At 72.5% G+C, this 17981-nt stretch carries 16 protein-coding genes; 7 read left to right on the top strand and 9 right to left on the bottom strand.

Annotated features, from left to right (window positions below; genetic code table 11):
* Positions 1–25: 25 nt before the first annotated feature.
* From CSPHI_RS01925 to glmM, 8 genes are all read right to left on the bottom strand, one after another.
* The gene (locus CSPHI_RS01925) at positions 26–1099 is read right to left on the bottom strand and encodes a hydroxymethylglutaryl-CoA reductase (RefSeq protein WP_245803327.1); all 1074 of its coding nucleotides are present in this window, start codon (positions 1097–1099) and stop codon (positions 26–28) included.
* A gap of 17 nt (positions 1100–1116) precedes the next feature.
* A complete protein-coding gene (locus CSPHI_RS01920) occupies positions 1117–2211 on the bottom strand; it encodes a phosphomevalonate kinase (protein WP_075691251.1) in 1095 nt (364 codons plus the stop codon).
* A 1-nt stretch (position 2212) separates the two neighbouring features.
* Positions 2213–3274 carry a diphosphomevalonate decarboxylase gene (gene mvaD / locus CSPHI_RS01915; protein ID WP_075691250.1) on the bottom strand — a complete coding sequence of 354 codons (1062 nt, stop codon included), beginning with the start codon at positions 3272–3274 and terminating at the stop codon, positions 2213–2215.
* Positions 3271–4275: a mevalonate kinase gene (mvk, locus tag CSPHI_RS01910; protein WP_084210185.1), complete on the bottom strand. Its 1005-nt coding sequence runs from the start codon at positions 4273–4275 to the stop codon at positions 3271–3273. The genes mvaD and mvk overlap by 4 nt, the downstream gene beginning before the upstream one ends.
* The gene (idi, locus tag CSPHI_RS01905; RefSeq protein ID WP_075691249.1) at positions 4272–4958 is read right to left on the bottom strand and encodes an isopentenyl-diphosphate Delta-isomerase; all 687 of its coding nucleotides are present in this window, start codon (positions 4956–4958) and stop codon (positions 4272–4274) included. The genes mvk and idi overlap by 4 nt, the downstream gene beginning before the upstream one ends.
* 181 nt (positions 4959–5139) lie before the next feature.
* Positions 5140–5658, bottom strand: a complete 519-nt coding sequence (locus CSPHI_RS01900) for a hypothetical protein (protein ID WP_075691248.1) — start codon at positions 5656–5658, stop codon at positions 5140–5142.
* An 82-nt stretch (positions 5659–5740) separates the two neighbouring features.
* Positions 5741–6112 (bottom strand): hypothetical protein, encoded by a 372-nt coding sequence (locus CSPHI_RS01895; protein WP_075691247.1) that lies wholly within the window; start codon positions 6110–6112, stop codon positions 5741–5743.
* Between the two features lie 76 nt (positions 6113–6188).
* Positions 6189–7532 (bottom strand): phosphoglucosamine mutase, encoded by a 1344-nt coding sequence (glmM, locus tag CSPHI_RS01890; protein ID WP_075691246.1) that lies wholly within the window; start codon positions 7530–7532, stop codon positions 6189–6191.
* Positions 7533–7913: 381 nt separating this feature from the next.
* Here glmM and CSPHI_RS01885 point away from each other — a divergent pair, with 381 nt between their 5' ends.
* Both CSPHI_RS01885 and CSPHI_RS11970 read left to right on the top strand, forming a co-directional pair.
* A complete protein-coding gene (locus tag CSPHI_RS01885; protein ID WP_075691245.1) occupies positions 7914–8228 on the top strand; it encodes a hypothetical protein in 315 nt (104 codons plus the stop codon).
* Between the two features lie 112 nt (positions 8229–8340).
* Positions 8341–9873, top strand: coding sequence for a CBS domain-containing protein (locus CSPHI_RS11970; protein WP_211274673.1), 1533 nt, complete (start codon positions 8341–8343; stop codon positions 9871–9873).
* Positions 9874–9908: 35 nt separating this feature from the next.
* On the opposite strand, the gene CSPHI_RS01875 is transcribed toward CSPHI_RS11970, so the two are convergent.
* Positions 9909–10850 (bottom strand): hypothetical protein, encoded by a 942-nt coding sequence (locus CSPHI_RS01875; RefSeq protein ID WP_075691243.1) that lies wholly within the window; start codon positions 10848–10850, stop codon positions 9909–9911.
* 62 nt (positions 10851–10912) lie between these two features.
* Here CSPHI_RS01875 and CSPHI_RS01870 point away from each other — a divergent pair, with 62 nt between their 5' ends.
* The 5 genes from CSPHI_RS01870 to CSPHI_RS01850 all read left to right on the top strand — a co-directional run bounded on the left by CSPHI_RS01870 (position 10913) and on the right by CSPHI_RS01850 (position 17957).
* On the top strand, positions 10913–12598 hold the full coding sequence (locus tag CSPHI_RS01870) for an ABC transporter substrate-binding protein (protein WP_075691242.1): 1686 nt from the start codon (positions 10913–10915) through the stop codon (positions 12596–12598).
* A 130-nt stretch (positions 12599–12728) separates the two neighbouring features.
* On the top strand, positions 12729–14402 hold the full coding sequence (locus tag CSPHI_RS01865; protein ID WP_084210184.1) for a peptide ABC transporter substrate-binding protein: 1674 nt from the start codon (positions 12729–12731) through the stop codon (positions 14400–14402).
* A gap of 6 nt (positions 14403–14408) precedes the next feature.
* A complete protein-coding gene (locus CSPHI_RS01860) occupies positions 14409–15335 on the top strand; it encodes an ABC transporter permease (RefSeq protein WP_075691241.1) in 927 nt (308 codons plus the stop codon).
* The gene (locus CSPHI_RS01855) at positions 15328–16278 is read left to right on the top strand and encodes an ABC transporter permease (protein WP_084210183.1); all 951 of its coding nucleotides are present in this window, start codon (positions 15328–15330) and stop codon (positions 16276–16278) included. Before CSPHI_RS01860 ends, CSPHI_RS01855 begins: the two co-directional genes overlap by 8 nt.
* Positions 16275–17957, top strand: coding sequence for a dipeptide ABC transporter ATP-binding protein (locus tag CSPHI_RS01850; RefSeq protein ID WP_075691240.1), 1683 nt, complete (start codon positions 16275–16277; stop codon positions 17955–17957). Before CSPHI_RS01855 ends, CSPHI_RS01850 begins: the two co-directional genes overlap by 4 nt.
* Positions 17958–17981 lie beyond the last annotated feature (24 nt).

Genomic DNA, 17981 nt, shown 5'->3' with positions numbered 1-17981 from the left:
GCCCCGGCCGACCGGCCCGGAGGGCTCAGGCGCCGCCGGCGCGTTCGATGCCGACGTGGGTGGCCATCAGCTCGCCCGGGTTGGTCTGCGCCGCGAGCAGCGATAGTTCACCACACCATACTACGGCGGCGCAGCAGGCGGCGAGGCGCCGGGCGTTGTCCCCGGGCTCCCGCTCCGCCCGGCAGCCCAACCGGTCCAGGTTGGCCTCCACGAAGTCCAGGCCCTTGCCATTGCCCACGGAGCCGACGATCAGGTTCGGCAGGGTGCAGGAGAAGCGCACCGCCCCGTCGACGTCCTCGACCTGGGTGATGCCCTGGGAGCCCTCCACGATGTTCGCCGCGTCCTGGCCGGTGGCCAGGTAGAAGCCGAGCAGCATGTTCGCGTAGTGCGCGTTGGCGGAGCGCAGCGAGCCGGCGAGGATGGAGCCGATCAGGTTCTTCCGCTCGTTGAGCTCCACCAGGCGGGTCGCGGTGGTGCGCAGCCGCTCCCGGACCACCTGCTCGGGGATCACCGCCTCGGCGATGATGTGCTTGCCGCGGCCGAGGATCCCGTTGACCGCGGAGACCTTCTTGTCGGTGCAGTAGTTCGCGGAGATGGAGCCGTAGCCCAGCTCCGGGTGCACCCCCATCAGGTGGGTCATCAGGTTCTCCGCCGCCAGGGTGGCCATGTTGTGCCCGGAGGCGTCGCCGGAGGTGAACTCGAAGCGCAGCACCAGCAGCCGGCCGGCGATCTCCGAGTTGACCTCGATGAGCCTGGCGAAGCGGGAGGACCGGCCCACCACCTCCTGCAGCGCGGGCAGCTCGGCGCGGATGAGGTCGCGCACCCGCACCGCCTCGGCGGCGCTGTCCAGGGTGAACAGCACCGAGCGGGTCATCCGCTCGTCGACCAGGGTGCAGGTCACCCCGCCGTCGATCAGCCGGGTGATCTTCGCCCCGCGGCCGCAGGAGGGCCACAGCGGGGTCTCGTAGGTGGCCAGCGGCACCTTGAGCTCGTCGTCCATCACGTTGCCGGAGATCCGGACCGGGCCCACCCAGCTCAGCGGGATCGCCGCATGGTCCTGCTCGTGCTCGCTCATCGTCGGTCCTTCCTCATCGTGCATCCCCCTCCCCCGGAATTCTATTGGCCCGCCGCCCGCGGCGGGCAGGGCGCCGCGTCCAGGGCCGTGATCCCGGCGGCCGCCCAGTCCGCGCGCAGCGCGGCGGCCGCGGCCGGATCCGGTGCGCCGAGGGCGATCCCGCAGTCCCCGCCGCCGGCCCCGGAGCTCTTCGCCGCCCACCCGCGGGACTCCGCGAGGTCGGCGAGGCGGGCCAGCGCCGGGGTCTCGATCACGATCCCGCGCTCGGCGGCGTAGCCGGCGAGCAGCACCCGGGCCCGCCGGATCGGCGCGGCCGCGGCGGCGGCGTCCCCGGCGCCCAGCGCCGCCCAGAGCCCCTCGGCGACCGCGCCCATCGCCGCCGGGAAATCCGCCGTGGCCGCGGCGCCGGCGCGGCGGCCGGCGGCGGCGAGCTGCGCCCCGGTGGCCGCCGGGGAGCCGGTCCAGCCCACCGCCAGGTCGACGCCGGCCGGCCAGGCCATGGTCTCCAGCACCAGCCCCGGCCAGGGCCGGTCCAGCGCATCCGGATCCGGGTCGGCGGGGGGTTCCGGGCGGGCGTAGCGCACCACCCCGCCGAGCGCGGCGCAGGCCAGGTCCCCGGCGGAGCCGGCCGCCCCGGCGCGCCGGGTCGCCAGCACCCCCGCCCGGTAGAGCTCCCCGGGGGCCGGGTCCAGCCCGTGCGCGCGGGCGACGGCCTGGATCACCGCGATGGTCACCGCCCCGGAGGAGCCGAGCCCGTATTTGCGCCCGGTGGCGGCGTCGTCGAGCCCGGAGGAGATCTCCAGCCGCAGCGGGCGGGCGCCCGCCCCGGCGCGGGCGGCGAGCCCATGGCCCACGGCCAGCGCCGCGGCGACCAGGTCATCGGCCCAGCCGGGGGCGTCGACCGCCCCGCCGGCGCCGAGCCGGTAGCGCCGGTGGGCGGCGAACTGGGCGGAGCGCACCTCGCCGGCGTCCCCGGCGGCCGGGTACGCGGCGGCGGTGAGGTAGCGGTCCACGCCGAGGATCACCGCGGTGGTGCCCGGGGTCATCACCGCGTACTCCCCGGCGAGGTAGAGCTTGCCGCAGCCGGCGCCGAAGCCGAGCGCGCCGGCCGGCGCGGCCGGCCAGGGCCGGGCCATCTCAGGCGCCCCCGCCGGCCGGCGACGTCAGCCGCGCCCCGGGCCCGTGCCCGGAGACCAGCACGTCGATGCCCGGGAAGGCCCCCCGGACGGCGGCGGCGACCGCCTCGGCGTCCGCCGGGGCGCAGAGCACCTTCACGTTCGGCCCGGCGTCCATGGTCGCCCAGGCGCCGAGGCCCTCGGCGCGCAGGCGCTCCACCAGGTCCAGGGCGGCGATGGTCGCCGGGGCGAAGTAGCGCACCGGGGGTATGGCGCCGAGCATCGTGGCGTGCATGCGCAGCGCATTGGATTCGGCGAGCTCGCCGATCCGGGGCAGGTCCGCCGCGGCGATCGCCTCCTTCATCGCGGCCAGCTCCCGCGGGGTGGACTCCACCCAGGCGGGGAAGGAGGGGGAGGTCGCCACGGTGCGCCGCATCGCCTCCCGGGAGTCGATCTTCTTCCGCCCGGGGCTGAGCACCGCCACCACCAGGGCGAGCCGCACCCCGGAGTCCGGCAGCGGCACCGCATGGCTGGCGGCGTCCTCGGCGCCGGCCCCGGGCAGCCACTCCACCAGGGAGCCGAAGATGGAGCGGCAGGCCGAGCCGGAGCCGCGGCGGGCCAGGGCGGAGGCCTGCGCCCCGGTGAGCGGCAGGCCGTAGGCGGCGGCCGCGGCGAGGGTGAGCGCGGCGAAACCGGAGGCGGAGGAGGCCAGCCCCGCCCCGGTGGGGATCTCGTTGACCGAGTCCACCCGGGCCCTGGGCAGGTCGGCCGGGTCCGCCCCGGCGGCCGCGGCGGCGCGGGCGCGCACCAGGTCCAGGAACCGGCTGACCCGGCCGAGCTCCGTGGCCGACATCGGCTCCCCGCCGAGCAGGCCCGCATCGGCGGCGAGGGACCCGTCGGGGGTGACCGTGGTGGTGGTGGGCGCGATGCCCAGGGTCAGGGAGAGGCTGCCGGTGGCGGGCAGCTGCAGCGCCTCATCGCGTTTGCCCCAGTACTTGATGAGGGCGATGTTCGGGTGCGCCCTCGCGGTCGCCGGGCGCGGCGCGGCACCGCCGGGCACCAGGATCTCCCCGGGCGCGTTCATCGGGCCCCCTCCCCGGCGGTGGGCTCGACCTCGACGACCCAGGAGGCCACCGCATTGGCCTCGGTCATGGCGTGGCTGAGCCGTTCCGCGGCGGCGGCGGAGTCGGCGAGGGCGAGCACGCAGCCGCCGCAGCCGGCGCCGGTGATCTTCACCCCGCGGGCCCCGCCGGCGCGTGCCGCGGCGACCAGCTCGTCGATCGCGTCATGGCCCACGCCCAGCTCCACCAGGGCGTCATGGGCCCGGTCCAGGCAGGGCCCGAGCCGGCCGACGTCGCCGGCGGCGAGCAGCCGCTCCGCCTCCCCGGTCATCCGGGCGAGCAGGTCCAGAAGTTCGGCGCCGCGGCCGGGGTGCGCGTCGACGAAGCCGCGCACCCGGGCCACCGCGTCGGAGGTGGAGCCGCGCACCCCGGTGTCGCCGAGCACCAGCCACATCGGCGCGCCGACCGCCAGCGGCCGGGTCGCCCCGGCGTGGAAGAGGATCGGGGTGCGCGCCCGGGTGGCGGTGGCGTCCAGCCCGGAGGGGTTGCCGTGCGCGACCCGCTCGGCGGCCTGCACCAGCTCGAAGCGCTCCGCCTCGGTGAGCTCCCCGCCGGCGAAGCGGCGCACCGCCTCGATCACGGCGTGCGCCACCGCCGCGGAGCCGCCCAGGCCCGCCGCCGGGGGGATCCCGGTGCGCAGCCGGATCAGCACATCGGCCTCGGGCAGCCCGAAGGCGCGCAGCGCCACCCGGGCGGCCTCCCCGATGGGGGCGATCCGGGCGGGCAGCTCGTCGATGGCGAGGATGGAGCCGTCGATGCCGAAGCGGATCGGGCCGGTCTCCGCGCTCACCCGGGCGACGGTGCGCAGGCTGGTCACCGGGATCGCGATGGCGGGGTGCCCGTAGACCACGGAATGCTCGCCGATGAGGATGGCCTTGGCGTGGGCCTCACCGAGGGCGACGCCGGATTCGGCGGACAGCCCCGGTTCCCCGGCCGCGCCGGCGGGGGGATCGACCTTGGTCACCGGGCATCACCGGCATCATCGGCGATGGCGGCGTCGTCATGGCGGAGCACCACGTCGACCTCGCCGAGGGGTCCGCCGGGCCCGTCCACCCCGGCCACCCCGGCCGGGTCGAAGCCCCAGCGGGCGAAGCGCTCCGCGCCGATCGCCCACACGTGGTTGAACCAGCTGGTGAAGGGCTCCTCGGCGCGCAGCGCCGCCAGCTCCCGGGGGGTGACCAGCACCGTCTCCGCGACCTCCGCCGGGTCCGGGTCGAGCTTGGCGGCGTCCACCCGGCCGGCGAAGACGTGGTTGTACTCGTGCTCGTAGAGCCCGGTGCGCTCATCGGCCACCTGGTAGATGACCACGCCCAGTTCGGCGAGCTCGGTGGGCGCCACCCCCAGCTCCTCCCGGGCGCGGCGGCGCACCGCATCCGCCGGGGCCTCCCCGGCGTGCGGATGCGAGCAGGTGGCGTTGGTGAGCAGCAGCGGGGAGTGGTACTTCGCGGCCGCCCGGCGCTGCAGCAGCATCCGGCCGGCCTCGTCGAAGAGGAACAGGGAGAACGCCCGGTGCAGGATGCCCGGCGGCCGGTGCGCCTCGAGTTTGCCGATGGTGCCCGTGGCGCGGCCGGAGCGGTCGACGGTCTCGACCTGGATCTCGGCCTCGCCCGGGGCGAAGCGCCCGCTGAAGTCGGCTGTGTCGGGCATCTGCCACCTCTTCATTCCACTGGGTTCACGGGGTGTCGGCATGGGCCGCGGGGCCCGGCGGGGCCCGGCGGCGGCTGCGCCGCCGACCCGGCCTGACCCCCCGAGTGTACGGGGGCGGCGCGCCGGCGCGACCGAAGCGTCGGAGAACCCGTTGCGGACACCCCGTCGCGGTCCGGGCCGCTCAGCCCAGGCGGCGCAGCGCGTAGTAGTGCCAGCCGTCGGACATCTCGAAGCACCCGGTGTAGTCCTCGGCGGCGCCGCCGGTGTGGTCGGAGTAGGCGATCTGCTCGCAGTTGGTGGAGGTGCCGGTGCCGTAGGGCCCCTCGGTGGTCCACTGGTAGCCGGCCGGGGCGGCGTAGGGCGCGCTGGGCCACTGCTCGGCTGGGGCGTACTCCGGTTCCGCGGTGATCGTGGCCGTGGTGGTCGCGGTGGTCGTCGACGTGGTCGTCGACGTGCTGGGCTCCGGTGTGCTGGACCGGTAGTCGTCGAGCGTCGCCAGATCGTCCTCCAGGCTCCAGGTGTGCTCGGCGACGGTCGGCGTGGTGTAGCCCGGGGCGGGCCCGCCGTCGTCGAGCTCCTCGGCCAGGTCGGCGAGCATCGAGGGGCTGCAGCCGACCAGCCCGGCGGCGAGCATCCCGCCGGCGGCCAGCGCGGCGGCGCCGCGGCGGAGGCGGCCGGTTCGGGGGGTGGGTGCGGTCATGGCGGGGTCCTCTCCCTCGGGGGCGTCTCGCCGGTGGGACGGGGCGGGGGGCCGCTTTGTTCCCGGGGCGCCCGCCGCCCCCTCAGTCCCGGCGCAGCGCGAGGTAGTACCAGCCGTCGTCGGCGGCGAAGCACTCGGTCCTGTCCACCGGCGGTTCGAATTGCGGGACGCCCCCGAGCCCGTCCACCTCGAGGCGCCGCACCTCCATGCACTTATCCCGACTGTCATAGGGGCCCATGTCGGTCCACTCCGTCCCCGCGGGGGCGACGTAGGGGGCGGTGAACTCGCCCACCGCGAGCGGATCCATGGCCGCGGGGGCGTCCAGGGCGTCGAGTTCCGTCATCATCGCCCCCGGCATGCAGCCGGGCAGGGCCAGCGCCAGCGCGGCGGCGGCGAGCAGGCCGGCGCGGGTGCGTCGGATGGCGGCGGGGGCGGGATCCTTCGGGCGGCCCATCGCGGGCCTCCTCTCCATCGGGGATGTGGGTCGCCGATGGGACGGGCCGCGGGGCCCGGGTGTTCCCGCGGGCCGCTCAGACGGCGGCGACCACCGCGGCCAGGTGGCCGGCGATCCGCCGGGCGGTCTCCGCGTCGGCGGCCTCCACCATCACCCGGAACAGCTCCTCGGTGCCGGAGGGGCGCAGCAGCACCCGGCCGGTCTCCCCCAGCTCCGCCTCCGCCTCGGCGACCGCGGCGGTGACCTCCGGGGAGTCGGCGATGGCCGCCTTGTCCGCGACGGGGACGTTGATGAGCGTCTGCGGCAGCACGGTCATCACCGCGGCGAGCTCCGCCAGGGTTTTGCCGGTGCCGGCCATCCGGGCCATCAGGTTGAGGCCGGTGAGCGTGCCGTCGCCGGTGGTGGCGAAGTCCGGGATCACCACGTGCCCGGACTGCTCCCCGCCGAGGGAGTAGCCGCCGGCGGCGAGATCGGCGAGCACGTAGCGGTCGCCGACCCGGGTGGTGCGCATCTCGATGCCGTGCTCGCGCATCGCCAGGCGCAGCCCCAGGTTGGACATCACGGTGGCGACCAGGGTGTTGTGGTGCAGCAGCCCGTCCTCCTTCATCGCTACCGCCAGGATGGCCATGATCTGGTCGCCGTCGATGACGTTGCCGGAGCTGTCCACCGCCAGGCAGCGGTCCGCGTCGCCGTCATGGGCCAGGCCCAGGTCCGCGCCGTGCTCCAGCACCGCCTTCTGCAGCACGTCGATGTGCGTGGAGCCGCAGGAGTCGTTGATGTTGTAGGAGTCCGGGCTGTTGTGGATGGCCACCACGTCCGCGCCGGCGGCGGCGTAGGCCAGGGGCGCCGCATCCGAGGCCGCCCCGTTGGCGCAGTCCACCACCACCCGGATCCCGTCGAGCTTGCGCGGCACCGCCCGGGAGAGGTGGAACAGGTACCGGTCCAGGGCGTCCGGGGCCTCCTCGATGATCCGGCCCACGCCCGCCCCGGTGGGCCCGGTGTCCTCCAGCAGATCCAGCTCCCGCTCGATCTCCTTCTCCACCGCGTCATCGAGCTTGGTGCCGCCGGCGGCGAAGAACTTGATCCCGTTGTCCGGCATCGGGTTGTGGCTGGCGGAGATCATCACGCCCAGCTCGGCGCCGTAGTCGTCGGTGAGGAAGGCCACGCCCGGGGTGGGCAGCACGCCCACCCGCAGCACGTCCACGCCCTTGGAGGCCAGGCCGGCGGACAGCGCCGCGGCGAGCATCTCCCCGGAGACCCGGGGGTCGCGGCCGACCACGGCCAGCGGCCGGCGCTTGGCGGGGTTGGAGTCGCGGGTGAGCACGGTGGCCGCCGCCGCACCCAGCCGCATGGCCAGGGGGGCGGTGAGGGTGCGGTTCGCGAGTCCGCGGACGCCGTCGGTTCCGAAGAGGCGGGGCATGGGCGGTTCTCCTGGGTCGGGGGCGGGGTGCTGCTGTCGGCCCATTGTGCCACCCCGGCCGCCCGCCGGCGGCGCCCCCGGCGCGACGCGGGTGCGACGTTCACCACCGGGGCCGGCGACGGGGGGGTGCGATCACCCCCGCAAATACGACAGTTCGGGACGAAACTGCATCACCCGATGCGCGGCGAACAGGCTCTTCGGCGCTTCCACGACCCCGGATCCGATGAGTTCGATCCCGAACTGAGCGCCCCTCATCCGGCGCGAAAAACGTCAGGACGATGACCGGAGCACTTCGTTAGCCTCAGATTCATGATCGTGACGTCCCATTTCAGAACGGTCGCCCGGGCAGATCCCGCCTCCCCGACTGTGATGCTGACGCCCTTGTCCTGCGTAGCACCCGAAGCCCCGGGACCGGAGACGGTCACCGAGACCACCACCGCGACCGAGACGGACACCACCACCGAGACGACCACGGTCACGGACACCCCGGACCCGACCACGCGCAGCAGCTCCAGCTCAGGCTCCGGCACCAACTCCGCCATCCCCACCGGCTTCACCGGCCCGCCCGGCTCCCAGCCCACCCCGATGCCGGACAAGCGGATCTCGCACTGCGCCGGCTCCGCCGGGGAGCCGGGGACCACCTACTTCACCGACGACACCACCGGCTGGACCACCTACTGCGCCGAGCGCAGCTAAACAACGTAAATGCCAAATAACTACACCACCTGTGAGACTAATTATGACCTAAGTGGTAAATACACAAATACAAAGTCTACAAAACGGAGGAATACAAATGACAAGAGCATGGATGGTGCGAGCTGGCGCCGAGGGCGACCGCGAGGAAAGAGCCTTCAACGAAGACCGCTCATACGCTGGCTGGCCCGGAACCCCTGATTTTTCAGAGGCGACAACAAAATCTGATATCAGTAAAATACTCAAGGATAGCTACGGTAGCGATATTACACGTTCAGCCCGAGCCAACTGGACGGGGCAGCTGTGGAGATTCGTAACGCAAATTGAGATAGGCGACTTCATCGTAATGCCCCTGAAGCTCGAACCGGGCCAGGTCGCAATCGGTCGCGTAATAGGCAATTATGAGTTTGACGAGGAAGAACAAGACGGCTTCAGACATAGCCGTGAAGTCGACTGGGGTACTGAAAAGTATGACCGCGACGAGTTCTGCGATGACATCCGAGGCACACTCGGCTCATTCTTGACCGTATGCGAGATAGCGCAACCGCATGTAATAACTCGCCTGGAGTCCATGATCGACACTGGCGTAGACCCCGGATACGACGAATCAGACGATGAGGAAGATCCCGTCGCACTGCTATCAACCCTTGTCGACTCTAGCGAGGGCGATGTTCTAAAAATTTCGATCCGGGATATCCTAGGCTACTGGGGATACTACCGCCGAAACGCGCGGATCGTCGAAGAAATTACCAGCGCCTTAGTGGATGGCGGGCTCTTCGTAAAACCTTCAATATCCGATGGCGCTATTGATTCAGTCGTGGCCATCACCCCTATCGAAAATCGAGGTGGTGAGCAAGAAGCTCCCGAAGAGCGGCCTGACGATGTCGAACAAGCTGATATGAGCACTATCCTCACGCTGGAAGGAGGAGTCAAATACGTTATTGGGACTATGCCGAGCGCGCAGTGCGAAGTAACTGTGACAACGACGGACGAAGAACTGGCTCAGGCGGTCACTAAAATGGTCATCAATGATTACTCACAGCTTCCAGTAGTGGATGACGAGAACCACTTACTTGGTGCCATTACTTGGCCGCAGATCTCTCTTGGCCTAATTGCGGGAACCCCCAAAACGGTTGGAGAGGTTTGCCAGACGGCACCGAGTGTAACAAGTCAAGATGAACTGCTGTCAAAGATTGACACGATTCACTACGAGGGCTTTGTCGTGGTCTGCGATAGAGAAAACAGGGTTACAGGAATTGTAACTAGCAGTGACCTCGCGTCGCGATTCCGCGAAGACTACGGGCCAATTGCCCTCCTCGACGAAATCGAGAGGAGGCTGCGTCACAGGTTTGAAGAAAAGACCACCATTGACGAAATGCGGAGGCTAGGTGTACGGGTAGGGAGAGAGGGATACTCCCTGGGCAATTACGCTAAGGCTATGAGTATTGAAGACTGTTGGGATATAGTAGGCTGGCCAGCTTTGGATCGGAAGACCGTTGCCGACCTGATGGAAGAGGTTAGACTGATCAGGAACTCCTTGATGCACTTCTCCCCCGACCCGTTACAGAAGGACCAGGTCGCGAAGATAGAGAAGGCTGTCAGACTCTTCAGGCGCACCATCCCGATAACTGTTATGAGAGAGGTATAAGCAGCTCTATTGCGTCTACGCAACTTCGATATAACTCAGAACAGCCGCCGGCCCTTCTGCCGCAGCCGCAGCACCGGGTTGGTGGCCTTCGGGCCCAGGGCCAGGGTGCGCCCGGCGATGAGCCGGGCCACCCGCAGATCGTCCTCGGTGGCGTCGGCCACCGGCTCCCCGACCACGGCCCGCCAGCCGGTCTCCGCGGTGGGCTCCCGCATGGGGCGCACCACCCCGGCGTCGGGGTCGATGAGCGCGCCCGCGGTGGCCCAGAACCGGCGCCGGCCGGCGTCCTCCCGGGCGGGCCGCCAGGAGTCCTCCGGAACCCGGAACACGTAGGGGCACCAGCCGTACCGGGAGGGCACCAGGTAGCGGGCGCCCGGGGTGAGCGGCCAGTAGCCGCGGCCCGATGACCACACGTCCTCGGGCCCGTCGGCCAGGGACATCCCGATCCGGAACCGGGGGTAGCCGGAGTGGCCGTGCGGTCGGGCCGGCACGGTGAACTCCCCGCCCCGGTCGGAGTCGAGGTAGCGGCTGGCCAGCCAGGACTCGTCCCGGGCCACCGTCGCCGGCGGGGCCGGGGCATCGGCGGGCACCTTCTCCGCCACCTCGGGGCCGAGGAAGGTCACCGGGCCCATCCGCAGCAGGTAGACGGTGTGCGCCTCCGGGAGCAGATCGTGGATCTCCCTGCGGGATGGGGCGCGCCCGGCGGCGATGTCGGCGAGCACCCGGCGGGCGAGGTGCATCTCGGCCCGGTGGAAACCCGAGGGGGCCTCCTCCAGCCCGGCGAGCTGGGCCAGCACCAGCAGCTCCAGCAGGTCCGTGGGCTCCACCGAGCCCTCCAGGGCGGCCGGGTCCGGCACCCCGCCGGGGGCGGGCACGTCCTGCCCGGCGAGCCGGGCGATGCGGCGCAGCAGCTCCGGGGTCAGGGCGGTGCGGTTGTTGAGTCCGTGCACCTCGGCGGCGGTGACATGGGCGTCCGGCATGGCCCCGAGCCTACGCAGCGCGGATCGGCCACGGGTGAACGCAATCCGTTTAGGCTGGGCTCATGCCCGACGTTCGCACCGGCGCGCCCGCCCCCCGGCGGCGCGCGCGGCCGCCGGCCGCCATCCGATCCCTGGTCCACCTGCTCACCGCGCTGGCCCTGCTCATCGGGATCGCCGGGGTGGGCGGCTGCGCCGTCGCCGGGGGCGACACCCCGGCGGCGGACGCCCCGATCCGGGTGGCCATGCCCGACCCGGAGGGCCCGCTGTACCCCTCGGCGACGTATTCGCTGGGCTCCATCATCGCGGTGCACCGGATCTTCGCCGGCCTGGTGGCCCATGACCCGGACGGCGGGGCCTACCTCGACGACGCGGAATCCGTGGAGCCGGACGAGGGGTTCCGGACCTGGACGATCACCCTGCGCGAGGGGCTGTCCTTCGCCGACGGGGAGCCGGTGACCGCGGACTCCTACATCCGGGCCTGGGAGGACGCCGCCTACGGGCCGAACAACCGGGTGCACGCAGGCTACTTCTCCGACATCGACGGCTTCGAGCGGATGCGCGCGGACGCCCCCGGCGGCCCGGCGCGGCATCTGCGCGGCCTGGAGCGCGTCGACGAGCGCACCTTCCGGGTGCACCTGACCCGGCCCCTGGCCGCTTTCCGGGATCGGCTGGCGGCGGTGGGCTTCAAACCGCTGCCGGCGGCCGCCCTGGCCGACCCGGAGGGCTTCGGGGAGCATCCGGTGGGCAACGGGCCCTACCGCATCGACGGGGAGCACGGCTGGGAGCGGCACCGGGTGCTGCGGCTGCGCCCCAACCCGAGCTACCGCGGGCCGAACGCCCCGGAGAACGCCGGGCTGGACCTGGTCTTCGGCGCCGACCCGGAGACCGCCTGGGCGGATCTGCTGGCCGGCACCATCGACGTGGCGACGGAGCCGCCGGCCGACGCCGCCGGGGAAGCCCCGGGCGGGTTCGCCGACGCCGCCGGCTACACCCACCAGGCGCTGGCGATCCCGATGGACGCCCCGCATTTCCGCGGCGCGGAGGGCCGGCTGCGCCGGGCGGCGATCTCCCTGGCCATCGACCGGGCGGGGATCTGCGCGACCCTGCTGGACGGGCTCGCCGACCCGGCGGCGGGGCCCGCGGCGGGTCCGGCGCTGGGCGGCCGGCCCGCCCCGGGGGCGGAGGTGCTGCGCCATGACCCGGGGCGGGCCCGCCGGCTGTGGGCCCGGGCGGAGGCGATCTCGGAGTTCACCGGGACCCTGCCGCTGGCCTACGCCGCAGGCGATTCCCGGAACCCCGCGGCGGCCCGGATGACCGCGGTGGCCGACGGGCTGCGCGGGACCCTCGGGGTGGACGCGCGCCCGGAGCCCTACCCGAGCACGGCGGCGCTCACCGAGGCGCTGCTGGCCGGGGAGATCCGGGGCCCGGTGCTGCGCGCGATGGCCCCGGCGCTGCCGGTGGCCTGGGAGTACTACGAGCCGGCCTACGCCACCGGCGGGTCCTTCAACCGGGTGGGCTTCTCCGATCCGGAGGTCGACGCCGCACTGGCGGAGGCCGCCGCCGGCGATCCGGATGCCGCGGCGACGGCGCTGGACCGGATCGCCGGGCGGCTGCTGGCGGAGCTGCCCGACATCCCGCTGTGGGATCTGCGCGAGCGGCTGGCCTGGGGCCCGGGGGTCGCCGGCGTGACGGTCGGCTGGGACGGGTTCCCCGTCTTCCACCGGCTGCGCCGGCCCGAGGCCGGCTGAGCCCGGAGCGGATCCTCCCGCGAGGGTGGGCCGGGTCATATCCGGCGATCCCGGTGACATGGCGCACCCCGATGGCCTATACCCTGGGTGACGATGATTCAGCCCTGAAAAAGACGAAGGAGCCCGCATCATGCCGGAACCCCGGCGCACCCGGCCGCCGCGACCATGGCCGCCCCGCCCCCGCCCCGCCGGCGCCCGCCGGGTGCTCGCCGCGCTGCTCGCGGTGCTGCTGCCGGCCGCCGCGCTGGTCTCCTGCACCGCCGAGCGGCGGGACGCCGGGCCCGGGGTGATCATCGCCTACGGCAGCGAACCGCAGAACCCCCTGGTGACCACGAACACCAACGAATCCGGCGGCGGGGACATCCTGCAGAACCTCTACGCCGGGCTGGTGCGCTACGCCCCGGACGGGTCGATCATCAACGACCACGCCGAATCCATCGAGGCCAATGACGACGGGACCGAGTTCCGGTTCCGGCTCAAGCCCGGCTGGACCTTCACCAACGGCGAACCGGTGACCGCGCACTCCTACGTGGACGCCTGGAACTACGGCGCCTACGGGCCGAACACCCAGTTCCAGCAGTCCTTCTTCGATCTCATCGAGGGCTACGACGAGGTCTCCCCCGCCGATTCGGAGGTCGCCGAGCTGCGCGGCCTGGAGGTCGTCGACGATCTGGAGTTCATCGTCCGGCTGAACCGGCCGGAGGCGACCTTCCCGCTGCGGCTGGGCCACGCCACCTACATGCCGCTGCCCCAGGTGGCCTTCGAGGACATGGCGGCCTTCGGGGAGCACCCGATCGGCAACGGGCCGTACATGCTCGCCGAGGGCGACGCCTGGCTGCACAACAACTCGCTGACCACGGTGGCCAACCCGGATTTCGCCGGGGAGCACAAGCCGCGGAACAACGGCATCCTGTTCCGCTTCTACTCGGACCCGGACACCGCCTACGCGGATCTGCTCTCCGGGCGGCTGGACACCATCGGCAGCACGGTGCCGCCGACGGCGATGGCCAGCTTCGAGACCGATTTCCCGGAGTCGTCCTACAACGGGCCGACCGCCTCCTCCCAGGCGTTCATCATCCCGGAGTGGCTGCCGCATTTCGCCGGGGAGGAGGGGCGGCTGCGCCGGGCGGCGATTTCGCTGTCCATCGACCGCGGGCTGATCACCGACAAGATCTTCTTCGGCACCCGCACCCCGGCGGTGGAGTTCACCGCGCTGACCCTCGGCGACGTGGACGCCGACGTGCCCGGCAACGAGGTGCTCGGCCATGACCCGGAGCGGGCGCGGCGGCTGTGGGCCGAGGCCGATGCGATCTCCGCCTGGGACGGCGTGTTCGAGATCTCCTACAACGCCGACGGCGGGCACCAGCCCTGGGTGGAGGCGGTGGCCAACATGGTGCACGACACCCTGGGCATCGAGGCCCACGGCCGGGCCTACCCGACCTTCAAGCAGCTGCGCGACGAGGTCAGCGGCCGCAGCATCGACACCGCCTTCCGCTCCGGCTGGCTGGGCGACTGGCCCAGCGTGAACAACTTCCTGGAACCGCTCTACGGCTCCGGCGGGGCCTCCAATGACGGCGACTACGCCAACCCGGAGTTCGATGCGCTGCTGGACCGGGCCGCCGCCGCCCCGGACACCGGGGCCGCCGCGGCGGCCTACCGCGACGCCCAGGCGATCCTGATGCGCGATCTGCCCGCCATCCCGCTGTGGTACCCCAACGCCTCCGTGGCGTGGAACCCGGAGCTGCGCGGGGTGGAGATCATGTGGAACGCCTACCCCGACTACCGCGTCATCGAGAAGGACTGATCGCCCATGCCCTGGTACATCGGACGACGCGTGCTGCAGATGGTGCCGGTCTTCTTCGGCGCCACCCTGCTCATCTACGCCATGGTCTTCGCCATGCCCGGCGACCCGATCGCCGCGCTGGCCGGGGACAAGCCGCTGCCCCCGGAGCAGGTGGCGGCGCTGCGCGCCCAGTACCACCTGGACGACCCCTTCCTGGTGCAGTACTGGGAGTACCTCAAGGGGGTGTTCACCCTGGATCTGGGCGACACCTTCTCCGGGCGCTCGGTGGCCGACGAGATCGCCCTGGCCTTCCCCGTGACCTTCAAGCTGGCGCTGATGGCGATCCTCATCGAGACGGTGCTCGGCATCGGCATCGGGGTGGCCGCCGGGATGCGCAAGGGCGGCCTGTTCGACTCCACCGTGCTGGTGGCCTCCCTGCTGGTCATCGCCACCCCCACCTTCGTGCTGGGCTTCGTCGCCCGGTACCTGTTCGGGGTGCGCTGGGGGGTGGTCTCGCCCACCGTGGGCGGTGACGCCACGGTGGCGAAGCTGCTGCTGCCGGCCTTCGTGCTGGGCCTGGTGTCGGTGGCCTACGTGCTGCGGCTGACCCGCTCCGAGGTGGCCGCCAACCGGCACGCCGACTTCGTGCGCACCGCCCGGGCCAAGGGCCTGCCCTCCCGGGAGGTCACCGGCCGGCACATCCTGCGCAACTCCCTCATCCCGGTGGTGACCTTCATCGGCGCCGATCTGGCGGCCCTGATGGGCGGCGCGATCGTCACCGAGGGCATCTTCAACATCCCCGGCATCGGCGGCCTGGTCTTCCACGCCGTGCAGATCGGGGAGGCGCCCACCGTGGTCAGCGTGGTCACCATCCTGGTGATCCTGTACATGGCCGCCAACCTGCTCATCGACCTGCTCTACGCCGCCCTCGACCCCAGGATCCGCTATGCCTGAGCCTTCGCGCGACCGCTACGTCGCCCCCATCGACGACCGCGACGCCGAGATCGCCGCGCAGCGCGCCGGCCTCGCCGCCCCCGACGACGCCCCGCCCGCCGGGATGTGGGCCACCGCCTGGCGGGATCTGCGCCGCCGCCCGCTGTTCTGGGTCTCCGCGGCGATCATCGCCCTGGTGGTGGCCGTCGCCGCCGCCCCGGGGCTGTTCACCAGCACCGACCCCACCGCCGGGAACCTGATGGACTCGCTGTCCCCGGCCCGCCCCGGGCACCCGATGGGCTTCACCCAGCAGGGCTACGACGTCTACGCCCGGGTGATCCACGGGGCGCGGGCCTCGGTGGTCACCGGGATCGGGGTCACCGCCCTGGTCACCGCGGTCGGGGTGCTCATCGGCGCCACCGCGGGCTTCGTCGGCGGCTGGGTGGACGCGGTGCTCTCCCGGCTCACCGACGTGTTCTTCGCGATCCCGCTGATCCTCGCCGGGATCGTGCTCATGCAGCTGTTCACCGACCGCTCCACCGGCTCGGTGATCCTGGTGCTCGCCGCCTTCGGCTGGCCGCAGATGGCCCGGGTGGTGCGCGGCGCGGTGCTCACCGTGAAGAACGAGGAGTACGTGCTCGCCGCCCGCGCCCTGGGGCTCTCCCGGCCGGGGGTGCTGTTCCGGCATGTGCTGCCGAACTGCCTGGCCCCGGTGATCGTCATGGCGACGACCTCGCTGGGCATCTACATCGTCGCCGAGGCGACCCTGTCGTATCTCGGCATCGGCCTGCCGCCGACCACCGTCAGCTGGGGCAATGACATCTCCGTGGCCCAGCAGGTGCTGCGCCAGGCCCCGCACAACCTCTTCTGGCCGGCCGCCGCGCTGGCCCTGACCGTGCTGGGATTCATCCTCATGGGCGACGCCCTGAAGGACTCCCTCGACCCGAAGGAGCGCCGCCGATGAGCGCCACCGCCGCATCCGCATCCGCCGCCGGGGCCGGCCCGCTGCTGGAGATCACCGACCTGGCGATCGCCTTCCCCGCCGAACGCGGGAAGGGCGGCACCGAGGTGGTGCACGGGGTGGACCTCATCGTGCACGCCGGGGAGACCGTCGCCATCGTCGGCGAATCCGGCTCCGGCAAATCCACCGTGGTGCACGCCGCGATGGGCCTGCTGCCCGCCGGCGGCCGGGTCACCGGCGGCCGCATCGTCTTCGACGGGGTCGACGTCACCGGCTACGGCGACCGCGAGTTCGAGTCCATCCGGGGCACCGGGATCGGCCTGGTGCCGCAGGACCCGATGACCAACCTCAACCCGGTGTGGACCGTCGGCGCCCAGATCCGGGAGTCCCTGCGGGCGAACAACATCGCCGCCGGCTCCGCGGCGCACGCCCGGGCCGCGGAGCTGCTGGAGGAGGCCGGGCTGGAGGACGCCGCCCGCCGCCAGGACCAGTACCCGCACCAGTTCTCCGGGGGCATGCGCCAGCGCGCCCTGATCGCGATGGGCCTGGCCGCCCGGCCGAAGCTGCTCATCGCCGATGAGCCGACCTCCGCCCTGGACGTCACCGTGGCCAAGCGGATCCTGGACCACCTGGGCACCCTCACCCGGGAGCTCGGCACCGCGGTGCTGCTGATCACCCACGACCTGGGACTGGCCGCCGACCGGGCGGACCGGCTGGTGGTGATGGAGCGCGGCCGGGTGGTGGAGGCCGGCCCGGCCGCCGAGGTGCTCGCCGACCCCCGGCACCCCTACACCCGCCGGCTCATCGCGGCGGCGCCCTCGCTGGCGGCCCGCCGCGGCGACCGGGTGGCCACCACGCCCACCCGCCCGGACGCGGAATGCCGGGAGATGCTCGTCGCCGAGGGCCTGCGCCGGGAGTTCACCGTGCCCGGGGACCGGCCCTGGCGGAAGGACTCCTTCACCGCCGTGGACGGGGTCGGCTTCACCCTGCGGCAGGGCCGCACCATCGGCATCGTCGGCGAATCCGGCTCCGGCAAGTCCACGGTGGCGAACATGGCCCTGGGCCTGCTGGCGCCCACCGCGGGGCGGGTGCTCTTCGACGGGGAGCCGGTGCACGGCCGGGACCGGCGGGCGGAGCTGGCGCTGCGCCGCCGGATCCAGCCGATCTTCCAGAACCCCTACGCCACCCTGGACCCGATGCGCTCAGTGCACGCCGCGGTCGAGGAGCCGCTGCGGATCCACAAAATCGGGGACCGGGCCGAACGGGAGGCCCGGGTGGCGGAGCTGCTGGACCGGGTGGCGCTGCCCCGGGCGATGGGCCGGCGCTTCCCCGGGGAGCTCTCCGGCGGGCAGCGGCAGCGGGTGGCGATCGCCCGCGCCCTGGCGCTGAACCCGGAGGTGGTGGTCTGCGATGAGGCGGTCAGCGCCCTGGACGTGATCGTGCAGGCCCAGGTTCTGGAGCTGCTCGCGGAACTGCAGGAGGAGCTGGACCTGGCCTACCTCTTCATCACCCACGATCTGGCGGTGGTGCGCCAGGTCGCCGATGAGGTGATCGTGATGGAGGCCGGCCGGGTGGTGGAGCACCGCCCCACCGACGAGCTCTTCGAGGATCCCCGGGAGGACTACACCCGGCGGCTGCTGGAGGCCATCCCCGGCGCCGCCGCCGGGCGGCTGCTCGGCTGATCCCCTCCCCCGGCGCCGGACCCC

The organism is Corynebacterium sphenisci DSM 44792, from assembly GCF_001941505.1.
In the GTDB taxonomy this organism is placed as follows: domain Bacteria; phylum Actinomycetota; class Actinomycetes; order Mycobacteriales; family Mycobacteriaceae; genus Corynebacterium; species Corynebacterium sphenisci.
The sequence above is the reverse complement of the archived record's forward strand: the minus strand, read 5'-3'. Positions and strand labels throughout refer to the sequence as shown.